Here is a 19,591-nt window from a genome sequence, read left to right as displayed (position 1 = left end):
CGTGCCTACGTCATGGCGGTGCTGCTGCCGCTCCCCGCGCGGCGGTCGAGGCTTCGCAGCCACACCTCGCAGGCGATGGTGGAGTAGAGGATCGCGTCCCGCAGGCCGGGGGAGGCGGGGCGCAGGGCCAGGGCCCGCAGCGCCTCGCGGTCGACCAGCCCCATCCGGGCGAGACGGGAGTCGTCCCACAGCGCCAGCAGATCGCCGCGGGACTGCCGCAGTCCGTCGGAGGCGTCCATCGATGCCTGGGCCTTGTTGCTGCGGCTGAGGCATTCGTCCGGCACGATGCCGCGCATCGCGGTGGTCAGCAGGGGTTTGTACGCCCACGGGGTGACCCGTTCCTCGGGCCTGACGGCGAGGGCGGCTTCGATGACCCGGTCGTCGAAGAACGGCGAGGCCATGGGCAGACCCGTGCGGGCGGCCATGCCGTCCCACAGGCGGATGATGCGGGTGCAGGAACGGATGGCCTCCAGGTCGGTGTGCATACCCCGGTCGCGATGGAGCGGCCGCGCGGTGGCCGCCGCGTCGGTGAGGGCCTCGCGGACCACGCGGGTGGCCTCGGGGGTGACCCAGTCGAACAGGCGCGGCGGCGCCGACCAGCCGAGCATGCCGGTGACGCCGGGTGGGGACGGGGCGTGCAGATGCGCGGCGGCATCGGCGAGCCAGCTGCCGTAGGGGCGGCTGTCGGCCAGCGCGCGGACCATATCGCCGAACGGCCAGTTGAACAGGGCTTTGAAGCCGCGCAGTTGGCGGGCGGCGTGCAGCGGACGTCGGCGCAACAGCCGGTGGTAGTAGGCCTCGGAACACCAGGCGATGTGGTCGCCGCCGATGCCGGTCAGATGCAGTTGACTGCCGCGTTCCCGCAGGGCAGGCAGGTGGTGCCGGGCCCGGGACCGGTCCATGACGCCGATGGTCGGCTCGTCCATGGGGTCGTCGATGTCCAGGAGGTCGGCGTAGACCAGCGGGCTCTGTTCGCTGTCCCACACCACGTGCTCGACCTCGGGCAGATGCCCGATGGCCCGCTTGGCCCATTCCAGGTCGTTGTCGGCGGGGTCGCGGCCCGGCCAGGTGGAGGCGAGTACCCGGGCCGGGGAGCGGTCGGCCAGGAAGCAGACCGAGGTCGAGTCCAGACCGCCGGAGAGGTCGCAACTGACCACTGCGTTCCCCCGGGTACGGACGTTCACCGCTTCGGTCAGGGCCTGCCGCAGTACCGGCGCGCCTTCGGCCAGGGTCCGTACCGGCTCGGGCGGCCGCCACCAGCGGGAGGTCCGTGCGCTGCGCCCGTCGCGGGAGACGACGAGGGCCTCGCCCGGCCGGACGGCGGTCACGCCGCGGAACAGCGCGTTCTCGTAGAGGGGGTGGGGGACCGGCCACAGCAGCCGGACGGCCACTTCACGGGGGTCGGGTTCGGCGCCGAGGGCGCGGGCCAGCAGGTCGGCGCTGCTCGCGGCGACCCGGACGCCGTCGACATCGGCATGGAAGACCAGCCGCAGGCCCGAGGCCGGGCCCTGGATGCGTACCTGGCCGTCCAGCGAGCCCACGAGGTGGAAGCTGCCGGGCAGCGTGCGGGCGAGTCCGTCGAGCGCGGCGAGGTCCGTCAAACGTTCCGCATGGCGCAGGAGTTGTTCGGAGGTGAGGCCGCTGCTGCCCACGACGGCCAGCGCGGCCCGTCGGGTGGCGGCGGTGACACACTCCGCGTCGGTCCAGCTGCCGGTGAGCCATGGGCGGCCGGAGGGGTGGTCCAGGGTCCGTGAGTGGGGAAGGCGGCGGGCCACGCCGGGTGCGTCCGCGCAGTCCGGAAGGACTGCGAAGTACGCTCCGCCGAGGCCCGCGCCCCCATGATCATGCGTTTCAGGCATCGGTTCGGATCAGCTACCCGTCCTCAGTTCTTGCTGAGGATGAGCCGGTCGTTGCCGCGGAACTCAAGCAGCCCGGTCTCGGTCCGGAAGTCTCCGCGCCGCACCAGGGTCGGGGCCTCGTATGCCTTCTTCATGACATCTCCTCTTCGACTACTCGGTGATTTCTCTTCGGTGGCAGTGACGACGGCCAGCCTGAGGGGAACGTAACTTCCGTCTGCCGCAAGGCGGTTCGGCGTCACGAAGAAGAAGGTAGCAACGGCCCCCCTAGGCGCGGCAATACGCGTATGTGCGTATTCATAAGGATTATCGCATTTATATGCGGCAAAGGGGTGTTCGGATCGCATGGCGAGCCCGGCATCCGGTCGTGACCCATATGTGATCAACGTCCCCTAACATCCCTGGCCAGGGGATTCCCGGGGATTCAGGGGATCTGCGACCAAGACGGGGGAAGCAATGAGATACGGGCGCGCGGCGATACCCGCACTGGTCGGAGGGCTGCTGCTCACAGCCCTTCTGTGGTGGGCGGGGGCCAGCGCTCCCGCACTGCACCTGCCGGGCAGTGCCAACGTGATCGACGGTCAGGCCGCCGCCCAGCTGGAGCACTGGCTCACCCCCTGGTCGTACGACCCTCCCGCCTCCGTGCAGTACGGCGCCGAGCCGTCCGGTGGGGTCGGGGGCACGGCATCGAGCAACGGCACCCCCTACCTCGCGCTGTACGCCACCGCGCTCCAGGTCCGGTTCGGCGCGGTCTTCGTCTTCTTCGTGCTCGGGGCGCTGCTGCTGGTCCGCAGGCTGCCGCCGGTGCACGGCCGGATGCCGGCCGCGCTGCTCGCGGTGTGGGCCTGGGGCCTGGTGGCCGGGACCCTGGCGGTCGCCGTCTCCGCGCCGTGGCTGATCGCCGCCCAGGGGCACGGCAGTTATCGCTTTCTGCCGCAGCTGGCGGGCGTGATCTCGTCCGGGCGGCAAGTGCTGGTGGCGACCGCGCTGGTCGCGGCGGCGGTGACGGTTCTCGTCGCGCGGGTCGCGGCCAAGGGAGCCGGGCCGCTGCCGCGGGCGGCCGTCCCGGCGCGCGCAGCGCGCCTCGCCGCCACCGCCGGGGCCGCGGTGATCGCCGTGTCCCTGGTGGTCCTCTCGTACCAGCCGGTCGCCGCCGTCCTCCAGACGGTCTCACCCAACAGCGGGCTGCTCGCCGAACCGGGCGACCTCCTGCGCCAGTGGCTGCTCCTCGGCGCCTGGACCGCCCCGGGGGGTACGCCGCTCGGCGACTGGCTGCTGTATCGCGCCGCCGATGTGCTGCTGCTCGCCGTGGTCTGGTGCGCACTGCGGCGGCTGCCCGGACTGCTCACCCGGGCCACCGTCCCGGCGATGGCGACCGGCGCAGTCTGCGCGACCGTCCTCGGGCTGCTGGCCGGCCAACTGCTGCGGATGGCGCTGGACGGGGCGGGCTCGGGCATGCGGTGGGGGCTGCTGTATCTGTCCGCCACCATCGGTGACGGCGTCCCGGCCGCGCTGACCTGCGGTCTGGTGGCGGGAGTCGCGGCTTCCCTGACCCTGCGGGTGGCCACGGGCCGCGCGAAATCCGCCGACGCCACCGCCTCCGCCGAGGACCCCGCCTCCGCCGAAGACCCCACCAGGCCGTAGCCCGACCCGGACCCGGCACCGTGCCTCTGCGCGAACGTGCCCCGGCCCGCCCTGTCCCGGCCGCCGCATGAGCAGCCCGATGCCGCCCTCGCCGCCGGACGACGCCGCCGAGGGCGGCCCCGCCGTCGTTGCGCTTTGAGTCTTCTTACGCGGCGGTGCTCTGCGTGTTCTCGTAGCGGTGCGGTCTGCGGTGCGCGACCATACGGACGCCGACACCAGCAAGGCAGACCCACGCCATGAGCAAGCGGCGAGCACCAAGCAGCGAGCAGCACACATCGAGCAGCCACCAGAAGGAACACCGAGACAGGAAGAAGGACGGACGTGTCCGGCAGCGAAAGCGAGAACCCAGTGATCTCCTCCCCGGCTCCCACGCCGACTCAGCCCAGGACGAACCGCGACTGGTGGCCGAATCAGCTGGACCTTCAGATTCTCCACCAGCACTCGTCCCGGTCCAATCCGATGGACGAGGACTTCACCTACGCAGAAGAGTTCGCGAACCTCGACGTCGACGCGCTGAAGCAGGACGTCTTCGAGGTGATGACGACGTCGCAGGACTGGTGGCCTGCCGACTACGGCCACTACGGGCCGCTCTTCATCCGGATGAGCTGGCATGCCGCGGGTACGTACCGCATCGCCGACGGCCGCGGCGGTGGCGGCGCCGGCGCCCAGCGCTTCGCCCCCCTCAACAGCTGGCCGGACAACGCGAGCCTCGACAAGGCGCGCCGTCTGCTCTGGCCGGTCAAGCAGAAGTACGGCCGGAAAATCTCCTGGGCCGACCTTCTGGTCTTCGCCGGCAACTGTGCCATCGAATCGATGGGGCTCAAGACGTTCGGGTTCGGCTTCGGGCGCGAGGACATCTGGGAACCCGAGGAAATCTTCTGGGGGCCCGAGGACACCTGGCTCGGAGATGAGCGCTACACCGGCGACCGGGAACTCACCGGGCCCTTCGGCGCCGTGCAGATGGGACTGATCTACGTCAATCCGGAGGGCCCCAACGGCAACCCGGACCCGATGGCCGCCGCCACGGATATCCGCGAGACCTTCGGGCGTATGGCGATGAACGACGAGGAGACGGTTGCGCTCATCGTCGGCGGCCACACGTTCGGCAAGTGTCATGGTGCGGTCGATCCCGCGTACATCGGCCCGGAACCCGAGGCCGGCCCCATCGAGCAGCAGGGCCTCGGCTGGCGGAACACCTACGGCAGCGGCAAGGGCTCCGACGCGCTCACCAGCGGGCTCGAGGGCGCATGGACCGCCGAGCCGACGAAGTGGGACCACGGCTACCTGGACAACCTGTTCACGTACGAGTGGGAGCTGACGACGAGCCCCGCCGGGGCGAAGCAGTGGACTCCCACGGATCCGTCGGCCAAGAACGCCGTACCGGACGCGCATGACCCGTCGAAGACACACGCTCCCATGATGCTGACGACGGACCTCGCGCTGAAGCTGGATCCGGTCTACGCGCCGATCTCGAAGAGCTACCACGAGAACCCGGAGAAGCTCGCGGTGGCGTTCTGCAAGGCGTGGTACAAGCTGCTGCACCGCGATATGGGACCCGCCTCGCGCTACCTCGGCCCGTGGGTGCCCGAGCCGCAGCTGTGGCAGGACCCCGTCCCCGAGGTCGATCACGCACTGGTCGCGGAAGACGACATCGTTGCCCTCAAGAGCAGGATCCTCGCCTCGGGGATGTCCGTCTCCCAGCTGGTCACCACCGCGTGGGCGTCGGCGGCGAGCTTCCGCGGCACCGACAAGCGCGGCGGGGCCAACGGGGCACGGATCCGGCTCGCACCGCAGAAGGGCTGGGAGAGCAACGACCTGCCCGAGGTGGCCGAGACGCTGCGGACCCTCGAGCGGCTCCAGCAGGACTTCAACGGCGCGCAGACCGGCGGGAAGAAGGTGTCCCTCGCCGACCTGATCGTCCTGGGCGGGTGCGCGGCCGTCGAACAAGCCGCGAAGAACGCCGGGCACGCGGTCACCGTCCCGTTCGCACCGGGGCGCACGGACGCCTCGCAGGAGCAGACCGACGTGGAGTCGTTCGCCGTGCTCGAACCCCGGGCGGACGGGTTCCGCAACTACCTGCGGGCGGGGGAGAAGCTGTCGCCGGAGACGCTCTTGCTGGACCGCGCCAGCCTGTTGACGCTGACCGCTCCCGAGATGACGGTTCTGATCGGCGGCATGCGGGCCCTGGACACCGGCTTCAAGCGATCCCCACACGGCGTCTTCACCCAACGGCCGGATGCCTTGACCAACGACTTCTTCGTCAACCTGCTCGACATGGGCACGGAGTGGAAGGCGTCCGAGTCGGCCGAGAACGTCTTCGAAGGCCGGGATCGGGCCACGGGCGAGACCAAGTGGACCGCCACCGCCGTCGACCTCATCTTCGGCTCGCACTCCCAGCTCCGGGCCGTCTCCGAGGTCTACGCGTCCGCGGACGCGGGAGAGAAGTTCGTCCGTGACTTCGTGGCAGCGTGGGACAAGGTGATGAACCTGGATCGGTTCGACCTCGCCTGACGCCTGACGCCTGACGCCTGACGCCCGACGCCTGAGCCCGAGGTCCCGGAGCCCGATGTCCCGGTCGGCCACCCGTCGGCCGGCCGGGACGTCCTCGGGCCAGGTCAGGTCAGGTCAGGCCGGGGCGGGGCGGCGACGGGCGGTCCGCGAGTACCTCTCACCCGGGCTCATCGACGAGAGCCAAAAAAATTTCGGACGGCGATGTCGAGAACCCGTGACCGGCTCCGTCCCCGGGGTGAAGGCGACCACAATGGGTCGCACCAGCACCGAGGAGAGACACGATGGCCAAGTACTTGCTGCTCAAGCACTACCGCGGCGCCCCGGCTGCGGTGAACGACGTGCCCATGGACCAGTGGGCACCGGAGGAGATCTCCGCGCACGTGCAGTACATGCAGGACTTCGCGGACCGGCTCGAGAAGACCGGCGAGTTCGTCGACGGTCAGGCGCTCGCCCCCGAGGGGACGTGGGTCCGGTACGACGGCGAGGGCCGCCCGCCGGTCACGGACGGCCCGTTCGCCGAGACCAAGGACCTCATCGCCGGCTGGATGGTGATCGACGTCGACAGCTACGAGCGCGCCGTCGAGCTGGCCGGAGAACTGTCGGCCGCCCCCGGGGCGGGCGGGAAGCCGATCCACGAGTGGCTTGAGGTACGCCCCTTCCTGGCCTGCCCGCCCACCATCACGGAGTGACCTCTCAGGTGACTCGGATGCCTCAGGTGCCTCAGATGGACGAGGCCCTGCTGCGGAGCCTCACGCCGAGCGTGCTCGCCGTCCTCGTCCGCCGCGGAGCAGACTTCGCGGCGGCCGAGGACGCGGTGCAGGACGCGCTCATCGAGGCGGTCCGCGTCTGGCCGACCGACGCTCCGCGGGATGCGAAGGGCTGGCTGGTCACCGTGGCCTGGCGCAAGTTCCTCGACGCGACCCGGGCGGACACCGCCCGCCGCCGACGGGAGGACCGCGTCGACGAGGAACCGCCGCCCGGGCCCACGCCCACCGCCGACGACACGCTCCAGCTCTACTTCCTGTGCGCCCACCCGTCACTGACGCCGTCGTCCGCGGTCGCGCTCACGCTGCGCGCCGTCGGAGGGCTCACCACCCGCCAGATCGCCCAGGCATACCTGGTGCCCGAGGCGACCATGGCGCAGCGCATCAGCCGGGCCAAGCGCACGGTCTCCCGCGTCCGTTTCGACCAGCCCGGCGACGTCGCCACCGTGCTGCGCGTCCTCTACCTGGTCTTCAACGAGGGCTACTCCGGCGACGTCGACCTCGCCGCCGAGGCCATCCGGCTCACCCGGCAGCTCGCGGCCGCTATCGATCACCCCGAGGTGGCCGGGCTGCTCGCCCTCATGCTGCTCCACCACGCCCGGCGCGCCACCCGGACCGCGCCCGACGGCAGCCTCGTACCGCTCGCCGAACAGGACCGCAGCCGCTGGGACACCGCCTCGATCGCCGAAGGCATCGCGCTCCTCCAGACGGCCCTCGCCCGCGACCGGCTGGGCGAGTTCCAGGCCCAGGCCGCCATCGCGGCACTCCACGCCGACGCGCCCACCGCCGAGGAGACGGACTGGGTGCAGATCGTCGAGTGGTACGACGAGCTCGCACGCCTGACCGACAGCCCCATCGTCCGCCTCAACCGCGCGGTCGCCGTCGGCGAGGCCGACGGACCACGCGCCGGACTCGCGGCGCTCGCCGCGCTGGACGACTCCCTGCCCCGCCACGCCGCGGTGGCCGCGTACCTCCACGAACGCGACGGCGACCTGACGAAGGCGGCCCGGCTGTACGCCGAGGCGGCCCACAAGGCACCCAACCTCGCCGAACGCGACCACCTGACACGTCAGGCCGCCCGGCTCAACGCCCGCCGGAGTCGTTGACGGGTCGCGCTCGGATCTTCCCGCAGCATGTGGCGCCGCGGGCGGTGCGGCACCGGTGAAGTCTCGTTCAACTGCGGCTCACTGACCGGGGTTCGGCGAAGGCGCCGGCGGCTGCGGCGAGGGCGGCGGTTCTGGCTGCATGGCCGGGCAGTTGTGGGTCGGGTGGTGTGCGGAGAAGCACCAGATGGTGGTACACCGGCGCGGTGGCGGCGATGAGCAGGCGTCGAGCGTCGGTGTGCGGTGGGAGTTCGCCGCGGCGCACGGCCCGGCTGACGACGATCTCGCAGCGGGCGTAGCGGCCCTCCCAGAGCCGCTGTTGGGCGTGGGCGGCCTTCTCGGAGCGGAACGAGGCGGCGATCAGTGCTGTCACGATCGGTGGCTGGGCAGTCAGGGCTGTCTGGATCTCCTGGTTCAGCGCTGCCAGGTCGCCTTCCAGCGAGCCGGTGTCCGGTGGCTGCCAGTCGTCGTCGCTCGCCGCGTCGAGAACGTCGGCGAGCAGGCCGCCGACGTCTCCCCAGCGCCGGTACACCGTGGTCCGGTGCACGCCGGCGCGGGCCGCGACGGCGTCCGTGGTGAGCCCGTCGAAACCGTGTTCGCCGAGCTCCGCGAGGACCGCGTCGAGTACTTGCGTACGAATGCGTGCGGTGCGGCCCCCGGGGCGGCGGCGGGTCGGCGGCGGTGTGGTGTCGTCCGGTTCAGGTTCGCGTTCCGTTCCTTGGCCTGGGTCTGGGCCTGGGGGAGTCATCGGTGGTTAGTCCTTTGCTCAGGGGTCAGCGTTATGGCAACATCTTAAAGCAGCAGTTGTCGCACTAGTAGAGTAATCGCTGGAAACCGCTCTGACCGGATACAACGCACCCTCGCCATCGTCAGCCATGATCGCCGGCTGCGTCGGCGCCGGCCGGGCGCACACCTGGCCCTGACCATGCAGGCGGCTCCGGCGTCCGCCGCCAGGGCCTGAGGTCCTCCAGACCCGCAGACCTCCCTTCAGAGCAGACACCCCCTTCAGAGCAGACACCCCTCACAAAGGAAGCAATTCGCGATGTCGCCTGTTCCCGCTGTTCCCGCTGTTCCCGCCGACCCGACCGTGGTGCATCCGATGCCCGAGCAGCCGCGCGTGGTGCTGCTGAAGCCGCTGGTCACCTCGCCGCTGATCGAGGTCGGAGAGTTCTCCTACTACGACGACCCCGAGGACCCGACCGCCTTCGAGACGCGCAATGTGCTGTACCACTACGGGCCGGAGAAGCTGGTCATCGGGAAGTTCTGTGCGCTGGGCGAGGGTGTGCGGTTCATCATGAACGGCGCCAACCACCGTATGGACGGCCCCTCGACGTTCCCGTTCCCCATCATGGGCGGTTCCTGGTCCGAGCACTTCGACCTCATCACCGGCCTGGACGGCCGGGGTGACACCGTGGTGGGCCATGACGTCTGGTTCGGTTACCGGGCCATGGTGATGCCCGGCGTCCGCATCGGCCACGGAGCGATCATCGCGTCCGGCTCCGTCGTCGTCGACGACGTCCCCGACTACGGCATCGTCGGCGGCAACCCCGCCCGCCTGATCCGCCGCCGCTACAGCGATGCCGACATCAACCGCCTCCTGGCCGTGGCCTGGTGGGACTGGCCGCTCGAGCACATCACCGAACACCTCCGCACGATCATGTCCGGCAGCATCGACGACCTGGAGAACGCGGCGCCCCCGCTTCAGTGATCCACTCGCGTTCCCGCACTTCACACCCGGGAACCACGGCAACCGACAACTGACCGATACGCGACTCCCGTTTCAGACTTCCAGCACCTCGGAATCGAGTCATCAGCATGCCTGCTTCGTCCCACCACACCCCCTTCGCCGACTGGCTTCGCGGCCATGCCGTCCCGCTCACCCACCTCGACCGAGAGGCGCCGCTCGATGACCTGGAGCCGCTGCGCGCCATCATCGGTGACGCCCGCGTCGTCGCGATCGGCGAAAGTTCCCACTTCATCAACGAGTTCGCCCTCATGCGCGAGCGCATCCTGCGGTTCCTGGTCGAACGCTGCGGCTTCACCGTCCTGGCCTTCGAATACGGCTTCAGCGAAGGCTTCAACCTTGACGCGTGGGCCCAGGGCGAGGGAACGGGCGACGACCTGTCGGCTCACCTCGCCGCAGCGGTCCCCGTAGGACTCGACGAGCCCCTGCGCTGGATACGCCGGCACAACCGCACCGCCTCACCACCGGTGCACTTCGCCGGCATCGACATCCCAGCGGCCGGCGGGTCCTTGCTTCCCGCCCTGGCCCCCGTCGCCGACTACCTTCGCCACATCGATCCCGAAACCCTGCCGGCGGTCGAGACGGCGATGCGGATCGCCGAATCGTTCGCCGGTGGCTCCGGCGCCGTCGCCGCGCCCGCGTGGGCACGCCTGGCCACCGCCGAACAAGACGCCCTCAGCTCGACCCTGACACGCCTGCTCATCCGGTTCCGCTCCCTCGAACCGCTCTACGTCTCCCGCAGCGACCAGCACAGCTACGAGATCGCCCAGCGACGCCTCGAAGGCGCCTGCCACGCCGACTACACCTTCCGCGCCATGGCCGACCTCTTCGCCGGCAAAGGACTGACCGCCGACACCTCGGCCCGGGACGCCTACATGGCAGAGTCGGTCCTGTGGCACCTGGAGCGCTTCGAACCGGGGACCCGCGTCGTACTGGCGGCTCACAACGCCCACATCCAGAAAACACCGGTCTCCTTCAACGGCTACCTCACCGGGCTCCCCATGGGACAGCACCTGCACCGCGCACTCGGCGACGACTACGTCGCCCTCGGCCTGACCAGCACCACCGGACACACCGCGGACATGCCCCGCGACGAGAACACACGCTTCGGCTTCACCATCGACGCCACCGTGCTGGAGGCGCCCGAGCCGGGAAGCATCGAGGCCGCCTTCGCCGATGCCGAACTCGGGCTCAGCATTGCCGATCTACACCAGGCACGCCCGGGGGCTCATGCCAACCCCGGCCTTGCCCCAGGCCCCGACCGCATCCGGATACAGAGCGCCTACCTGCACACCCCCATCCTCGAGGCGTTCGACGCCATCCTCCACACCCCGACCTCCACCTTGGCCGACAACCTCAACATCACGTGAGACAGGCCAGGCAGGCCAACGCCTGGGACCACCGACTGACCTCGCACACGAAGTCCGTCCGGAGACACAGGTGGTCGCTCCGGACGGACAGGGGCAGCAACCGCATCGGGACGATCACCCCCGACGGCACGATCACCGAACACGACCTGCCGACCCCCGGCAGCGAACCGCACGGCATCACGCTCGGCCCGGACGGCGCACTCTGGAGAGCGCTCGCAACCGGCGCCCGCGCCCCACCCGCCAACGACCTGCGCGCTCACCGGTGTTCGGGTCAGTGAGCAGTCAGGCGAGCGAACTGCCGGCGCGGCGCGGACCACCCGTCAGGCAAGAACCTCCCGCAGCCAGGACCGTTCCGCATGGCTGGTAGCGCGGGCGATGGTGAGCATGCCGCGGCGGTAGGGGTCGTCATTGTCCTCGGCGCCCAGCGGGCGGTCGCCGTCATAGAAGAAGCTCGCGGGCTGCTCCAGAAATTCCAGCCGTCGGCGGAGCACCGCGTGCTGCTCGGCGGTGTCGGGTACCTGGGAGAGAAAAGCCAGGACCGTGAAGTACCGGGTGCTGTCGCTGATGTCCAGGCCGTCGGCATCCCGCAGACGACGCAGCAGCTCGCAGCGGCCGGCGTCCGTCAGGCTCAGGGTATGCCGGTGGGCGGCCGAGGCACCCGGTTCGGTGCGCCGGTCCAACAGCCCAGCACCCACCAGCCGGTTGATCGCCGGATAGAGGCTGCCATCACTGACCGGCCGGGCATGGCCGAACAAGTGCGCTATCCGGTGGCGTAGTTGGTAGCCGTGCAGCGGCCCCTCGGCCAGGAATCCCAGTATGGCGAGTTCGAGCATGCTGCTACTCTCGCACATCGAAACGAGGTACCTCGAAATCGATGTAGGAGACGCGGATGACGTACACCGAGGAATGGGTGACCGACCGGGCGCGCAACGCCTACGAGTTCGGCCGGGCATCGTTCGACATACGGGCAGAACGGACGGCGTTGCTGGTCATCGACATGCAGGACGAATTCGTCCGGCCCGGCTGGAGCCCCTATTGGGTGCCTGCGGCCACCCGGATGGCACCCCGGCTTCAGCAACTGGTCGAGGACTGCCGGGCCGTCTCCGTCCCCGTGATCTGGACCGTCTTCGATGACACCCATCTCGGACTGGACCGGCCGCACGGCCTGCGGTTCCTCCCGCACGTCGACACCGACTGGCGCCGACCGGCCCCCGCCGAGGTATGGGACCAGATGGGCCGCCGCCCCGACGAGGTCCTGATCCGCAAACCCTCCTATGGCGCGTTCTACGACACCCCGCTCGACACCATGCTGCGCAACCTCGGCCGCGACACGGTCATCGTCACGGGAACGCTCACCAACTACTGCTGCGGCACCACGGCCCGGCAGGGCTATGAACGCGGCTACAAGGTCGTCGTCGGATCCGACGTCACGGCCACCGACGACGAAACCCGTCAGGAACCTGAACTCGCCGTCCTGCGCAAGGGGTTCGCGCTCGTGCTGACGGCAGAAGAGATCGCTCGCCGACTGTCCGCGACCACCCCGGTGTCAGAAGTCGGGGGCCGGGCGAACGTTTCCTGATGACGAGGGCACGAGAGCACCCGCGAGGTGCAATCTCCCCATGTCGCCTCGACGGTTTTCGCTCCGATGACATCGACGGGCCAGATGCCGTACTCACCTGCACGTTCAGGCGTCGGGAGAAGGTGTCGCGCCGGAGACGGTGACGGCTTCAGACGGAATCGGGCCGCTCACACATCGTAATTCTCGTCGAAGGTGTCGCGCCGGTCCTGTTCCTCCTGCTGCTGGCGCAACTTCTCTTTCCACGCTTCGTCGGCGGCAGTGCGCCCGGAACGCTGCGTCGCCTTTGCCCTCTCCTCACGGAGCTTCGCATCAGCCTGTTCGCGGGCCTTTTGCGCCTCGGACTTTTTAGCCATGGTCTTTCATCCCCAAGGGGAGATCGCTGATCGGCTTTAGATCAGCATTGCACGCCCATAAGAAGGTCGCATACGGAGTGATATCGCCGTTCTGGTCCTATTCCGGGCGCATCGGGCCTCATCGGCGGCCCGCGCGTGCAGCGCATCGGCCTGTCGAGTCGTGATGGCTGGCACCACAGGGCCGGGGCACACTGTCACTTTGTGTTAGCCTCCAACTTTTGGACGGCTGTGACGGCTGGCAATTCCGCCAATCCGGTTCCCCCTTGTTCGTCGGCTGCTCATTTCCTGCCGGGCCTTCCTCGGTACGTTCCCCATGCGGAAGGCTCTTCATGAACCACCCGGACCACCCCGGCACCTCGCACGGCGACCTCGCTCAGCCAGTGACCCTCGCCCCGACGGTGCCTCCGGTCGCCTCCTTCGCCGACCTGGAATTGCCGGCCGAGGTGCTGCGAACGCTCACCGAGCTCGGCGTGCGGGAGCCCTTCCCCATCCAGGCGGCCACGTTGCCCAACGCCCTCGTGGGACGCGACGTCCTGGGCCGCGGGCGCACCGGATCGGGCAAAACCCTCGCCTTCGGCCTGCCGCTGGTGGTACGGACGGCCGGGCGGCGCGCGGAACCGAAGCAGCCCCTCGCCCTGATCCTGGTGCCTACCCGGGAGCTGGCCCAACAGGTCACCGAAGCGCTCGCTCCGTATGCCGATGCGCTCCGGCTGCGGATGGCCACGGTCGTCGGCGGCATGTCGATCGGCCGGCAGGCCGCTGCGCTGCGCGACGGGGCCGAGGTCGTCGTCGCCACGCCTGGCCGCCTGCACGACCTCATCGAGCGCGGGGCCTGTCGCCTGGGGCGGGTACGGATCACCGTCCTTGACGAGGCCGACCAGATGTGCGACATGGGCTTCCTGCCGCAAGTCACCGAGGTGCTCGACCAGGTGCACCGCGACGGCCAGCGGATGCTGTTCTCCGCCACCCTGGACCGCGACGTCGACCACCTGGTCCGGCGCTACCTCCATGACCCCGTCGTCCACTCCGTCGACCCGTCCGCGGGCGCGGTCACGACCATGGACCACCATGTGCTGGTCGTCCATGGCCCCGACCGGTATGCCGTCGCCACGGAGATCGCCGCCCGCGACGGCCGCGTACTGCTGTTCCTGGACACCAAGCACGCGGTCGACCAGCTCACCCGGCACCTGCGGGGCAGCGGGGTGCATGCCGCGGCCCTGCACAGCGGGAAGTCCCAGCCGCAGCGCACCAGGACCCTCGCGCAGTTCAAGAACGGCCAGGTCACCGTCCTGGTGGCGACCAATGTCGCGGCCCGTGGCCTGCATGTCGACGACCTCGATCTCGTGGTCAACATCGACCCGCCCACCGACCCCAAGGACTATGTGCACCGCGCGGGCCGCACCGCCCGGGCCGGTGAGTCCGGCCGCGTCGTCACCCTGGTCCTCTCGGGCCAGCGCAGGGAGATGAGCCGCCTGATGGCCGAGGCCGGCATCGAGCCGACGACCACCAAGGTGCGCTCGGGCGAGGCGGAGCTCAGCCGGATCACCGGAGCCAAGGCCCCCTCCGGCGCCCCGCTCGACGGCGGGCCTGCTGCACCCCGACCCAAGAACTCCAACGCCCCCTTCCGCGGCCTGGGCACCAGCAAGAGCGCCTCCCGCGGCACCGGCGGCAAGTCCCGCAAGGCCAGCGAGGCCCGTATGCTCGGCGAGGCCCGCAAGGCGGCCCGGGTGCGCCGCGGCGGCTGAGAGCAGGCCGGGCCTGAGAGCCGGATATCCCTGATCACATGATCGAGAGCCGCCTGATGGCCGAGGCCCTCCTATGAGTACGCCTACGAGAGGAGCGCCCTCGTGGTGTGCCCGGTCGCGAGTGGGTACCCGCCGAGGACAGGACCGAGCGGGGGGCGGCATCCAGGAGTGCGAGGTGAAGGACGTAGCCGGCAATGCAGTGAGCCAGGTCGGGTATCCGTCCTAGCAGTCAGGCAACCGCGGCCAGAATCAACCAGACCGCTCACGGGCCATCTGACGAACTCCGTCACATGACGAACTCCGTGACAAGTTGTCCTGTGCCATCGAAGGTTGAGGGCACGCCATCGAAGTCAAAGTGACGTGGATCACGAAAAATCTACGTGCCGCACGCAACTGCGGCCCATGCCGTCACTGTCTGACAGGGAGCCGGGCCCGTCCGGGCCGGGGAGCGAGAGAGTGGGGCAGGTCGTGGGGCGGCGCAAGGGCGGCATAGGGATCGCACTGGTCACGGTTGCGATGCTGGTGGGCGCGAGTGCCTGCAGCGGGGGCGGCAGTGACAAGGCGAGCGGGGACGACGCAAAGGCGCCGGGAAAGGCGAGTGCGAGCGCCTCGCCGTCACCGACGAAGCCCGCGGGCCCGCCGATGCTGCTGGAGACGATCACCCCGCAGACGGGGACCACGGTCGGCGTGGCCATGCCGATCTCGGTGTCCTTCACGAACCCGGTGGCGGCAAAGGCGCGGGCCACGGTCGAGAAGCACATGAAGGTGAGCGCGTCGAAGCCGGTGGCCGGTGCCTGGCACTGGATGGGCGACAGGCGCGCCGACTGGCGGCCGAAGACGTACTGGCCCTCCGGCACGAAGGTGAAGATCGACGCTGACATGCAGGGCGTCAGCAACGGCAACGGACGCTACGGCGTGAAGGACTACACGCACACCTTCACGATCGGCGACGACGTGCGCGCGGATGTCTCGGTGACCGGTCACACCATGAAGGTGACCCGGAACGACAAGGCGGTACGCACGCTGTCGATCAATGCGGGCAGCGCCCAGTATCCGACGTGGAACGGCACGATGGCCGTCATCGACAAGGAGGAGAAGGTCCACATGACCTCCTGCAGCGTCGGCATCAGCTGCGACAAGGGCAGCCCCAACTACTACGACCTCACGCTGCCCTGGGACATCCACCTGACCCAGTCCGGCACGTACGTGCACTACTCGACCGGCGACCCCACCCCGGGCAGCGGCAGCGCCCGCGGCTCGCACGGCTGCATCCACCTGTCCATGTCGGACGCCAAGTGGTTCTACGGCCAGGTCAAGCAGGGCGACCCGGTCACCATCACCGGTTCCCCCCGCGCCAAGGCCGCGGCCGACAATGGCTACGCCGACTTCAACCTGGGATGGGACCAGTGGCTCGCAGGCAGCGCGTCCGGGGAGCACACGACCGCGACGCTGTGACGCGCTGCGGCGGCTGCACCGATCAGCGGCGCCCGCTCGAAACGGGTGTTCCAACAGGCCGCCTCCTGCACGCCGAGAACCCCGAGAGGGTCGATGGCGCCAAGTTGTAGTGGCACTCCGCGCCCATATTGGCGCGTGAGATGCCCGGGGGCAGAGGCGGCCCGGTCCGTGATGAGCTGGATGAGGCCGTCACATACGACTCCACGGCACCACGCAAGCCAATGGGGCTGAGCGTCGAGGATGTGGCGGAACGGCGCAGGGGCGGCGAGCACGCCCGCCGGATCACGCCCCAGGGCTGCTTCGGCGCACCCAGCCCCCGCGGCCCCTTCCTGTGGCGATTCCACCAGCGCATGGCCGGCGCCATGGCGAACGTCGTGTTCCATGCCCTTGGCGCCGGTTCCCATCGAGGGCCTGACCGGCGGCCCATCTGACAGTGTCGCGTCCGGGCGGCCGCCCTTGCGTGATCTCGTCAGTGCGCGCCCCGTTCGGCGGCGTCCGCCTGCCACTTGCGGCCGATGGAGCGCATCAGCGCCGGGTATACCCCGACGTACCGGAAGGGCTTGATGGCGGCCATGTAGAGGGTTCCGAACAGCCCGTTCGGCTTCACCAGGACGGCCATCTGACCGCGGTAGCCGCCGGACCCGTCCGGCACCCAGCCGATGTGCATCACTGCGTGCACGGTCTTGTTGGCCATCTCGGCGGCCCACTCGTCGTCCCTCTGATAGAGCGAGGTGAACGGGGACGAGCCGAGGTCGGGACCCTGGGGACCCTTGCGAAGATCCGCCGGCAAACGGTCGTGCAGAGAGGGCGGCCGGGTGCCGATGCCGGTAGCGGACTTGTCCCAGCCGAGCAATGCTCCGAGTTTCCAGCGGATGGCGAAAAGCACGCGGGAGACGGCGCCTTCTCCGCTCACGCCGCCACTGGTGCCTTCGGCGATCTGGCGCACCAGCCACATTAGGTCGTCGGGTCCGCCGGGGGTGGGCAGTGCCCACACGTCCTCAACCGTGAAGTCGCCGGCGATCTCGTGGATCCGCCAGGGGCGGTCGGTGTGGGCGGTTCGGGGAAGTCGCATGAGCAGGCCCCTATCTGTGCGTCTGTTTTCCACGCGTCTATGCAGCTGCTATCTATACGGTGGCGTATAGATGGAGCGTAGGACCATTTATACGCCCCCGTATACTCGACAGGGACGTGAGGAGGCACACACCATGGGCGCGACCCGCACGCCACGCGGCAAGTGGATCGAGGAAGGCTTGCGGGCACTCGTCGCAGGCGGCCCCGAAGCAGTCCGGATCGAGGTACTGGCGCAGGCACTCGGCGTCAGCAAGGGTGGCTTCTACGGGTACTTCCGCAACCGGGACGCGCTGCTCACCGAAATGCTCGACACCTGGGAGTACGAGGTCACCGAGAGTGTGATCGAGCAGGTGGAGAGCGGCGGGGGAGATGCCAGGGGCAGACTGGAGCGACTGTTCACCCTCGTCGCCGCGGCCGAGGGGCCGGTGCGGGGTACCACCGCCGATCTGGCGATCCGTGAGTGGGCCCGCCGCGACGCGGCCGTCGCCGAGCGCCTGCGCCGCGTGGACAACCGCCGTATGGATTACCTGCGTTCGCTGTTCTCCTCCTTCTGCCCCGACGAGGACGAGGTCGAGGTCCGCTGCCTGATCGCCGTCTCGGTACGCATCGGCAACCACCTCCACGCCGCCGACAACGGCAAGCACAGCCGCGCGGAGGTGATGGCGCTGATCAGGCAACGGTTGCTGGAATAGCCCCCAGCCTCACAGTCGTTTCGAGGCGCTGTTTTCCAGTGGCGTCGCTGGGGTGGTGTGGGTCGTGGGGGACTCGGTTGAGTGGCTGGTGTTCGACGAGCCGGGCGGGGCCGACCGCTGGCCGGATTCACCTGCTGTGACGGACGACGAGCTCGTGAGGGAGGGACGGAGTCGCCTTCCCCTCCGCTGCCAACTGCCGGCCCCAGGGGGAGCCGGAAGCCGCGGCCAACACCAGCCGTTCATGAGGCGGTTGTGGTCCGACCGGGCGCCAGACGAGGTCCGGATCACCTGCCGAGCTGCTCCCGGGCCGGAGTGCGACCAGATCATCCTCGCCGATGAGCCGGTGACGGAACAGCGTATGGCTGCCGTGATCGTCGGGAACGGTGTCAGGGGTCCAGCCGTGTTCGCGCAGGTGCGTGAGGACGGCGGCCGCGTAGCCGGGGGCGCGTTCCGACGGAAACCACAGCAATCGCTGACCGCGCAGTGCGGACCAGGTCAGTTCCGGTCGGTCGGCGAGCGGGTGGCGGCCGTGCAGTACGACGCCGAGCGGCTCGTCGCTGACCGTGCGCAGCTGGAGGCCCGAAGTGTCCGCGGGCATGCGCAGAATGCCGAAGGCGAGGGTGCCCGCGTGCAGCAGGTCGCATTGGAGCTGGGAGTCCACCCGGTCGTAGGTGAGCCGGAGGGGTCGGCCGAGCGTGATGGCCTGCTCCGCTGTGGCCAGCACGGGCTGGGGCACGCCCCGGCACACCCCGACGGTCACCGTCGCGGCTGTGGCGCGTGCCGCCCCGATCGACGAACTCAGCTCGCTGAGCGCTCCGTTGACACCGCTCAGCAGGAGCCGTCCCGCCTCGGTCAGCTCCATCCCCTGGGGCATGCGCCGGAACAGCTGCGTGCCGATGCGTCGCTCCAGCAGCCGGATCTGCTGGCTCAGACTGGGCTGGGCGATGCGCAGGCGCCGGGCCGCCTTGGTGACGGTGCCGGCCTCGGCGACAGCGGCGAAGTACCGCAAGTGCCGCAACTCCACGCCGGAAAGCTCGTCCATACCCGGCTCACTCCTCCTGACTCACCCTGATCACTGCCCATAGGTGCCAGCCTATAGGCGGGTCACGCAACCGGTCTTGGCGCTGTGGGGGCAGCCTGCCGTTCACTTGCGGCATGTATGTGATCGTGCTCAAGTACCACGCGCCCCTGTCCACCATCGACGCGCTCAAGGACGCCCACTACGCCAACCCCGACGGCGTGTTCGCCAAGGGGATGGTGCGCTACGCGGGCCCGCTGGAGCCCCGTACCGGCGGGTTGATCATCGCGGACGGCGAACCGGCGGCGATCGAGGCTGCCATCGCCTCCGACCCGTTCATCACCCAGGGCGCCGCCACCGCCGACATCTTCCGGTTCGAACCCACCTGGACGCCGACGGGGCCCGCCGCGGCACCGGTCACCACCGCAAGATGAACGCCATCATGAACACCCCGGAATCGATCGCCGAGCAAGCCTTCGACGCCGTCGAAGCGGGCCGAGCGAAAGTACTCGGCGACGAACGCACCCGACACGCCAAGGCGGCCCTGGGGCGCCCACCCGGCACCACAGCGCCCACCGGCACCACAGCGTCCGCCCGGCACCCGTAAGGCCCAGACCTGGTCCCGGACCAGCCGGACTTCTGGATTTTCCTGGTCAACGGTCTGGCAGCGGGGGAGTGCAAGGGGC

The 19,591-nt window shown here is 69.6% G+C and carries 19 protein-coding genes and 1 pseudogene; 13 read left to right on the top strand and 7 right to left on the bottom strand.

From position 1 onward, the window contains the following. Window positions 1-5: 5 nt before the first annotated feature. Together SNA_RS18965 and SNA_RS41345 are read right to left on the bottom strand one after the other, a co-directional pair. Window positions 6-1,775, bottom strand: a complete 1,770-nt coding sequence (locus SNA_RS18965; RefSeq protein ID WP_275042011.1) for a lasso peptide isopeptide bond-forming cyclase — start codon at window positions 1,773-1,775, stop codon at window positions 6-8. A 107-nt stretch (window positions 1,776-1,882) separates the two neighbouring features. Beyond that, window positions 1,883-1,993, bottom strand: a complete 111-nt coding sequence (locus SNA_RS41345; RefSeq protein WP_104532004.1) for a keywimysin-related RiPP — start codon at window positions 1,991-1,993, stop codon at window positions 1,883-1,885. 319 nt (window positions 1,994-2,312) lie between these two features. Here SNA_RS41345 and SNA_RS18960 point away from each other — a divergent pair, with 319 nt between their 5' ends. From SNA_RS18960 to SNA_RS18940, 4 genes are all read left to right on the top strand, one after another. After that, window positions 2,313-3,500, top strand: a complete 1,188-nt coding sequence (locus tag SNA_RS18960; protein ID WP_030065701.1) for a hypothetical protein — start codon at window positions 2,313-2,315, stop codon at window positions 3,498-3,500. Window positions 3,501-3,821: 321 nt separating this feature from the next. After that, complete coding sequence (gene katG / locus SNA_RS18950) at window positions 3,822-6,011, top strand: catalase/peroxidase HPI (RefSeq protein ID WP_030065700.1); 2,190 nt, start codon at window positions 3,822-3,824, stop codon at window positions 6,009-6,011. 281 nt (window positions 6,012-6,292) lie between these two features. Beyond that, a complete protein-coding gene (locus SNA_RS18945) occupies window positions 6,293-6,700 on the top strand; it encodes a YciI family protein (protein ID WP_044365939.1) in 408 nt (135 codons plus the stop codon). Between the two features lie 35 nt (window positions 6,701-6,735). Then, window positions 6,736-7,881, top strand: a complete 1,146-nt coding sequence (locus SNA_RS18940) for an RNA polymerase sigma factor (protein WP_030065698.1) — start codon at window positions 6,736-6,738, stop codon at window positions 7,879-7,881. Window positions 7,882-7,948: 67 nt separating this feature from the next. Here SNA_RS18940 and SNA_RS18935 read toward each other — a convergent pair whose 3' ends face one another. Beyond that, window positions 7,949-8,626, bottom strand: a complete 678-nt coding sequence (locus SNA_RS18935; RefSeq protein ID WP_030065697.1) for a TetR/AcrR family transcriptional regulator — start codon at window positions 8,624-8,626, stop codon at window positions 7,949-7,951. Window positions 8,627-8,920: 294 nt separating this feature from the next. Between SNA_RS18935 and SNA_RS18930 the strand changes: the two genes are divergently transcribed. From SNA_RS18930 to SNA_RS39825, 3 genes and pseudogenes are all read left to right on the top strand, one after another. Continuing rightward, the gene (locus SNA_RS18930; protein ID WP_044365937.1) at window positions 8,921-9,586 is read left to right on the top strand and encodes a CatB-related O-acetyltransferase; all 666 of its coding nucleotides are present in this window, start codon (window positions 8,921-8,923) and stop codon (window positions 9,584-9,586) included. A 107-nt stretch (window positions 9,587-9,693) separates the two neighbouring features. After that, window positions 9,694-10,992, top strand: coding sequence for an erythromycin esterase family protein (locus tag SNA_RS18925; RefSeq protein ID WP_044365936.1), 1,299 nt, complete (start codon window positions 9,694-9,696; stop codon window positions 10,990-10,992). Between the two features lie 83 nt (window positions 10,993-11,075). Next, window positions 11,076-11,270, top strand: a pseudogene (locus SNA_RS39825) (virginiamycin B lyase family protein); the annotation flags it as partial. 42 nt (window positions 11,271-11,312) lie between these two features. On the opposite strand, the gene SNA_RS18920 reads toward SNA_RS39825, so the two are convergent. Beyond that, entirely contained in the window at window positions 11,313-11,825 is a 513-nt protein-coding gene (locus tag SNA_RS18920) for a PadR family transcriptional regulator (RefSeq protein WP_030063142.1), read from the bottom strand. Window positions 11,826-11,881: 56 nt separating this feature from the next. Between SNA_RS18920 and SNA_RS18915 the strand changes: the two genes are divergently transcribed. After that, window positions 11,882-12,571 carry a cysteine hydrolase family protein gene (locus SNA_RS18915; RefSeq protein WP_030063143.1) on the top strand — a complete coding sequence of 230 codons (690 nt, stop codon included), beginning with the start codon at window positions 11,882-11,884 and terminating at the stop codon, window positions 12,569-12,571. Between the two features lie 167 nt (window positions 12,572-12,738). Here the strand turns inward: SNA_RS18915 and SNA_RS18910 are convergent, their stop codons facing one another. Continuing rightward, window positions 12,739-12,924, bottom strand: a complete 186-nt coding sequence (locus SNA_RS18910) for a hypothetical protein (protein WP_030063144.1) — start codon at window positions 12,922-12,924, stop codon at window positions 12,739-12,741. Window positions 12,925-13,253: 329 nt separating this feature from the next. On the opposite strand from SNA_RS18910, the gene SNA_RS18905 reads away from it, so the two are divergent. Continuing rightward, window positions 13,254-14,669, top strand: a complete 1,416-nt coding sequence (locus tag SNA_RS18905) for a DEAD/DEAH box helicase (protein WP_030063145.1) — start codon at window positions 13,254-13,256, stop codon at window positions 14,667-14,669. A 516-nt stretch (window positions 14,670-15,185) separates the two neighbouring features. Further along, window positions 15,186-16,124, top strand: coding sequence for a L,D-transpeptidase (locus SNA_RS18900; RefSeq protein WP_044365969.1), 939 nt, complete (start codon window positions 15,186-15,188; stop codon window positions 16,122-16,124). Between the two features lie 469 nt (window positions 16,125-16,593). Here the strand turns inward: SNA_RS18900 and SNA_RS18895 are convergent, their stop codons facing one another. Then, a complete protein-coding gene (locus tag SNA_RS18895) occupies window positions 16,594-17,196 on the bottom strand; it encodes a DUF2867 domain-containing protein (RefSeq protein WP_030063147.1) in 603 nt (200 codons plus the stop codon). A gap of 133 nt (window positions 17,197-17,329) precedes the next feature. Between SNA_RS18895 and SNA_RS18890 the strand changes: the two genes are divergently transcribed. Next, window positions 17,330-17,887, top strand: a complete 558-nt coding sequence (locus SNA_RS18890; RefSeq protein WP_030063148.1) for a TetR/AcrR family transcriptional regulator — start codon at window positions 17,330-17,332, stop codon at window positions 17,885-17,887. Window positions 17,888-18,014: 127 nt separating this feature from the next. Here the strand turns inward: SNA_RS18890 and SNA_RS18885 are convergent, their stop codons facing one another. Then, window positions 18,015-18,929: a LysR family transcriptional regulator gene (locus SNA_RS18885; protein ID WP_063752401.1), complete on the bottom strand. Its 915-nt coding sequence runs from the start codon at window positions 18,927-18,929 to the stop codon at window positions 18,015-18,017. Between the two features lie 113 nt (window positions 18,930-19,042). On the opposite strand from SNA_RS18885, the gene SNA_RS18880 reads away from it, so the two are divergent. After that, on the top strand, window positions 19,043-19,339 hold the full coding sequence (locus SNA_RS18880; RefSeq protein ID WP_037788423.1) for a YciI family protein: 297 nt from the start codon (window positions 19,043-19,045) through the stop codon (window positions 19,337-19,339). Beyond that, window positions 19,336-19,512 carry a hypothetical protein gene (locus SNA_RS42475; RefSeq protein WP_157879983.1) on the top strand — a complete coding sequence of 59 codons (177 nt, stop codon included), beginning with the start codon at window positions 19,336-19,338 and terminating at the stop codon, window positions 19,510-19,512. The genes SNA_RS18880 and SNA_RS42475 overlap by 4 nt, the downstream gene beginning before the upstream one ends. Window positions 19,513-19,591: the final 79 nt, after the last annotated feature.

This window comes from Streptomyces natalensis ATCC 27448, assembly GCF_000935125.1.
In the GTDB taxonomy this organism is placed as follows: Bacteria; Actinomycetota; Actinomycetes; order Streptomycetales; family Streptomycetaceae; genus Streptomyces; species Streptomyces natalensis.
Note: the sequence above shows the minus strand (reverse complement) of the source record. Positions and strands in the feature narration are given on the sequence as shown.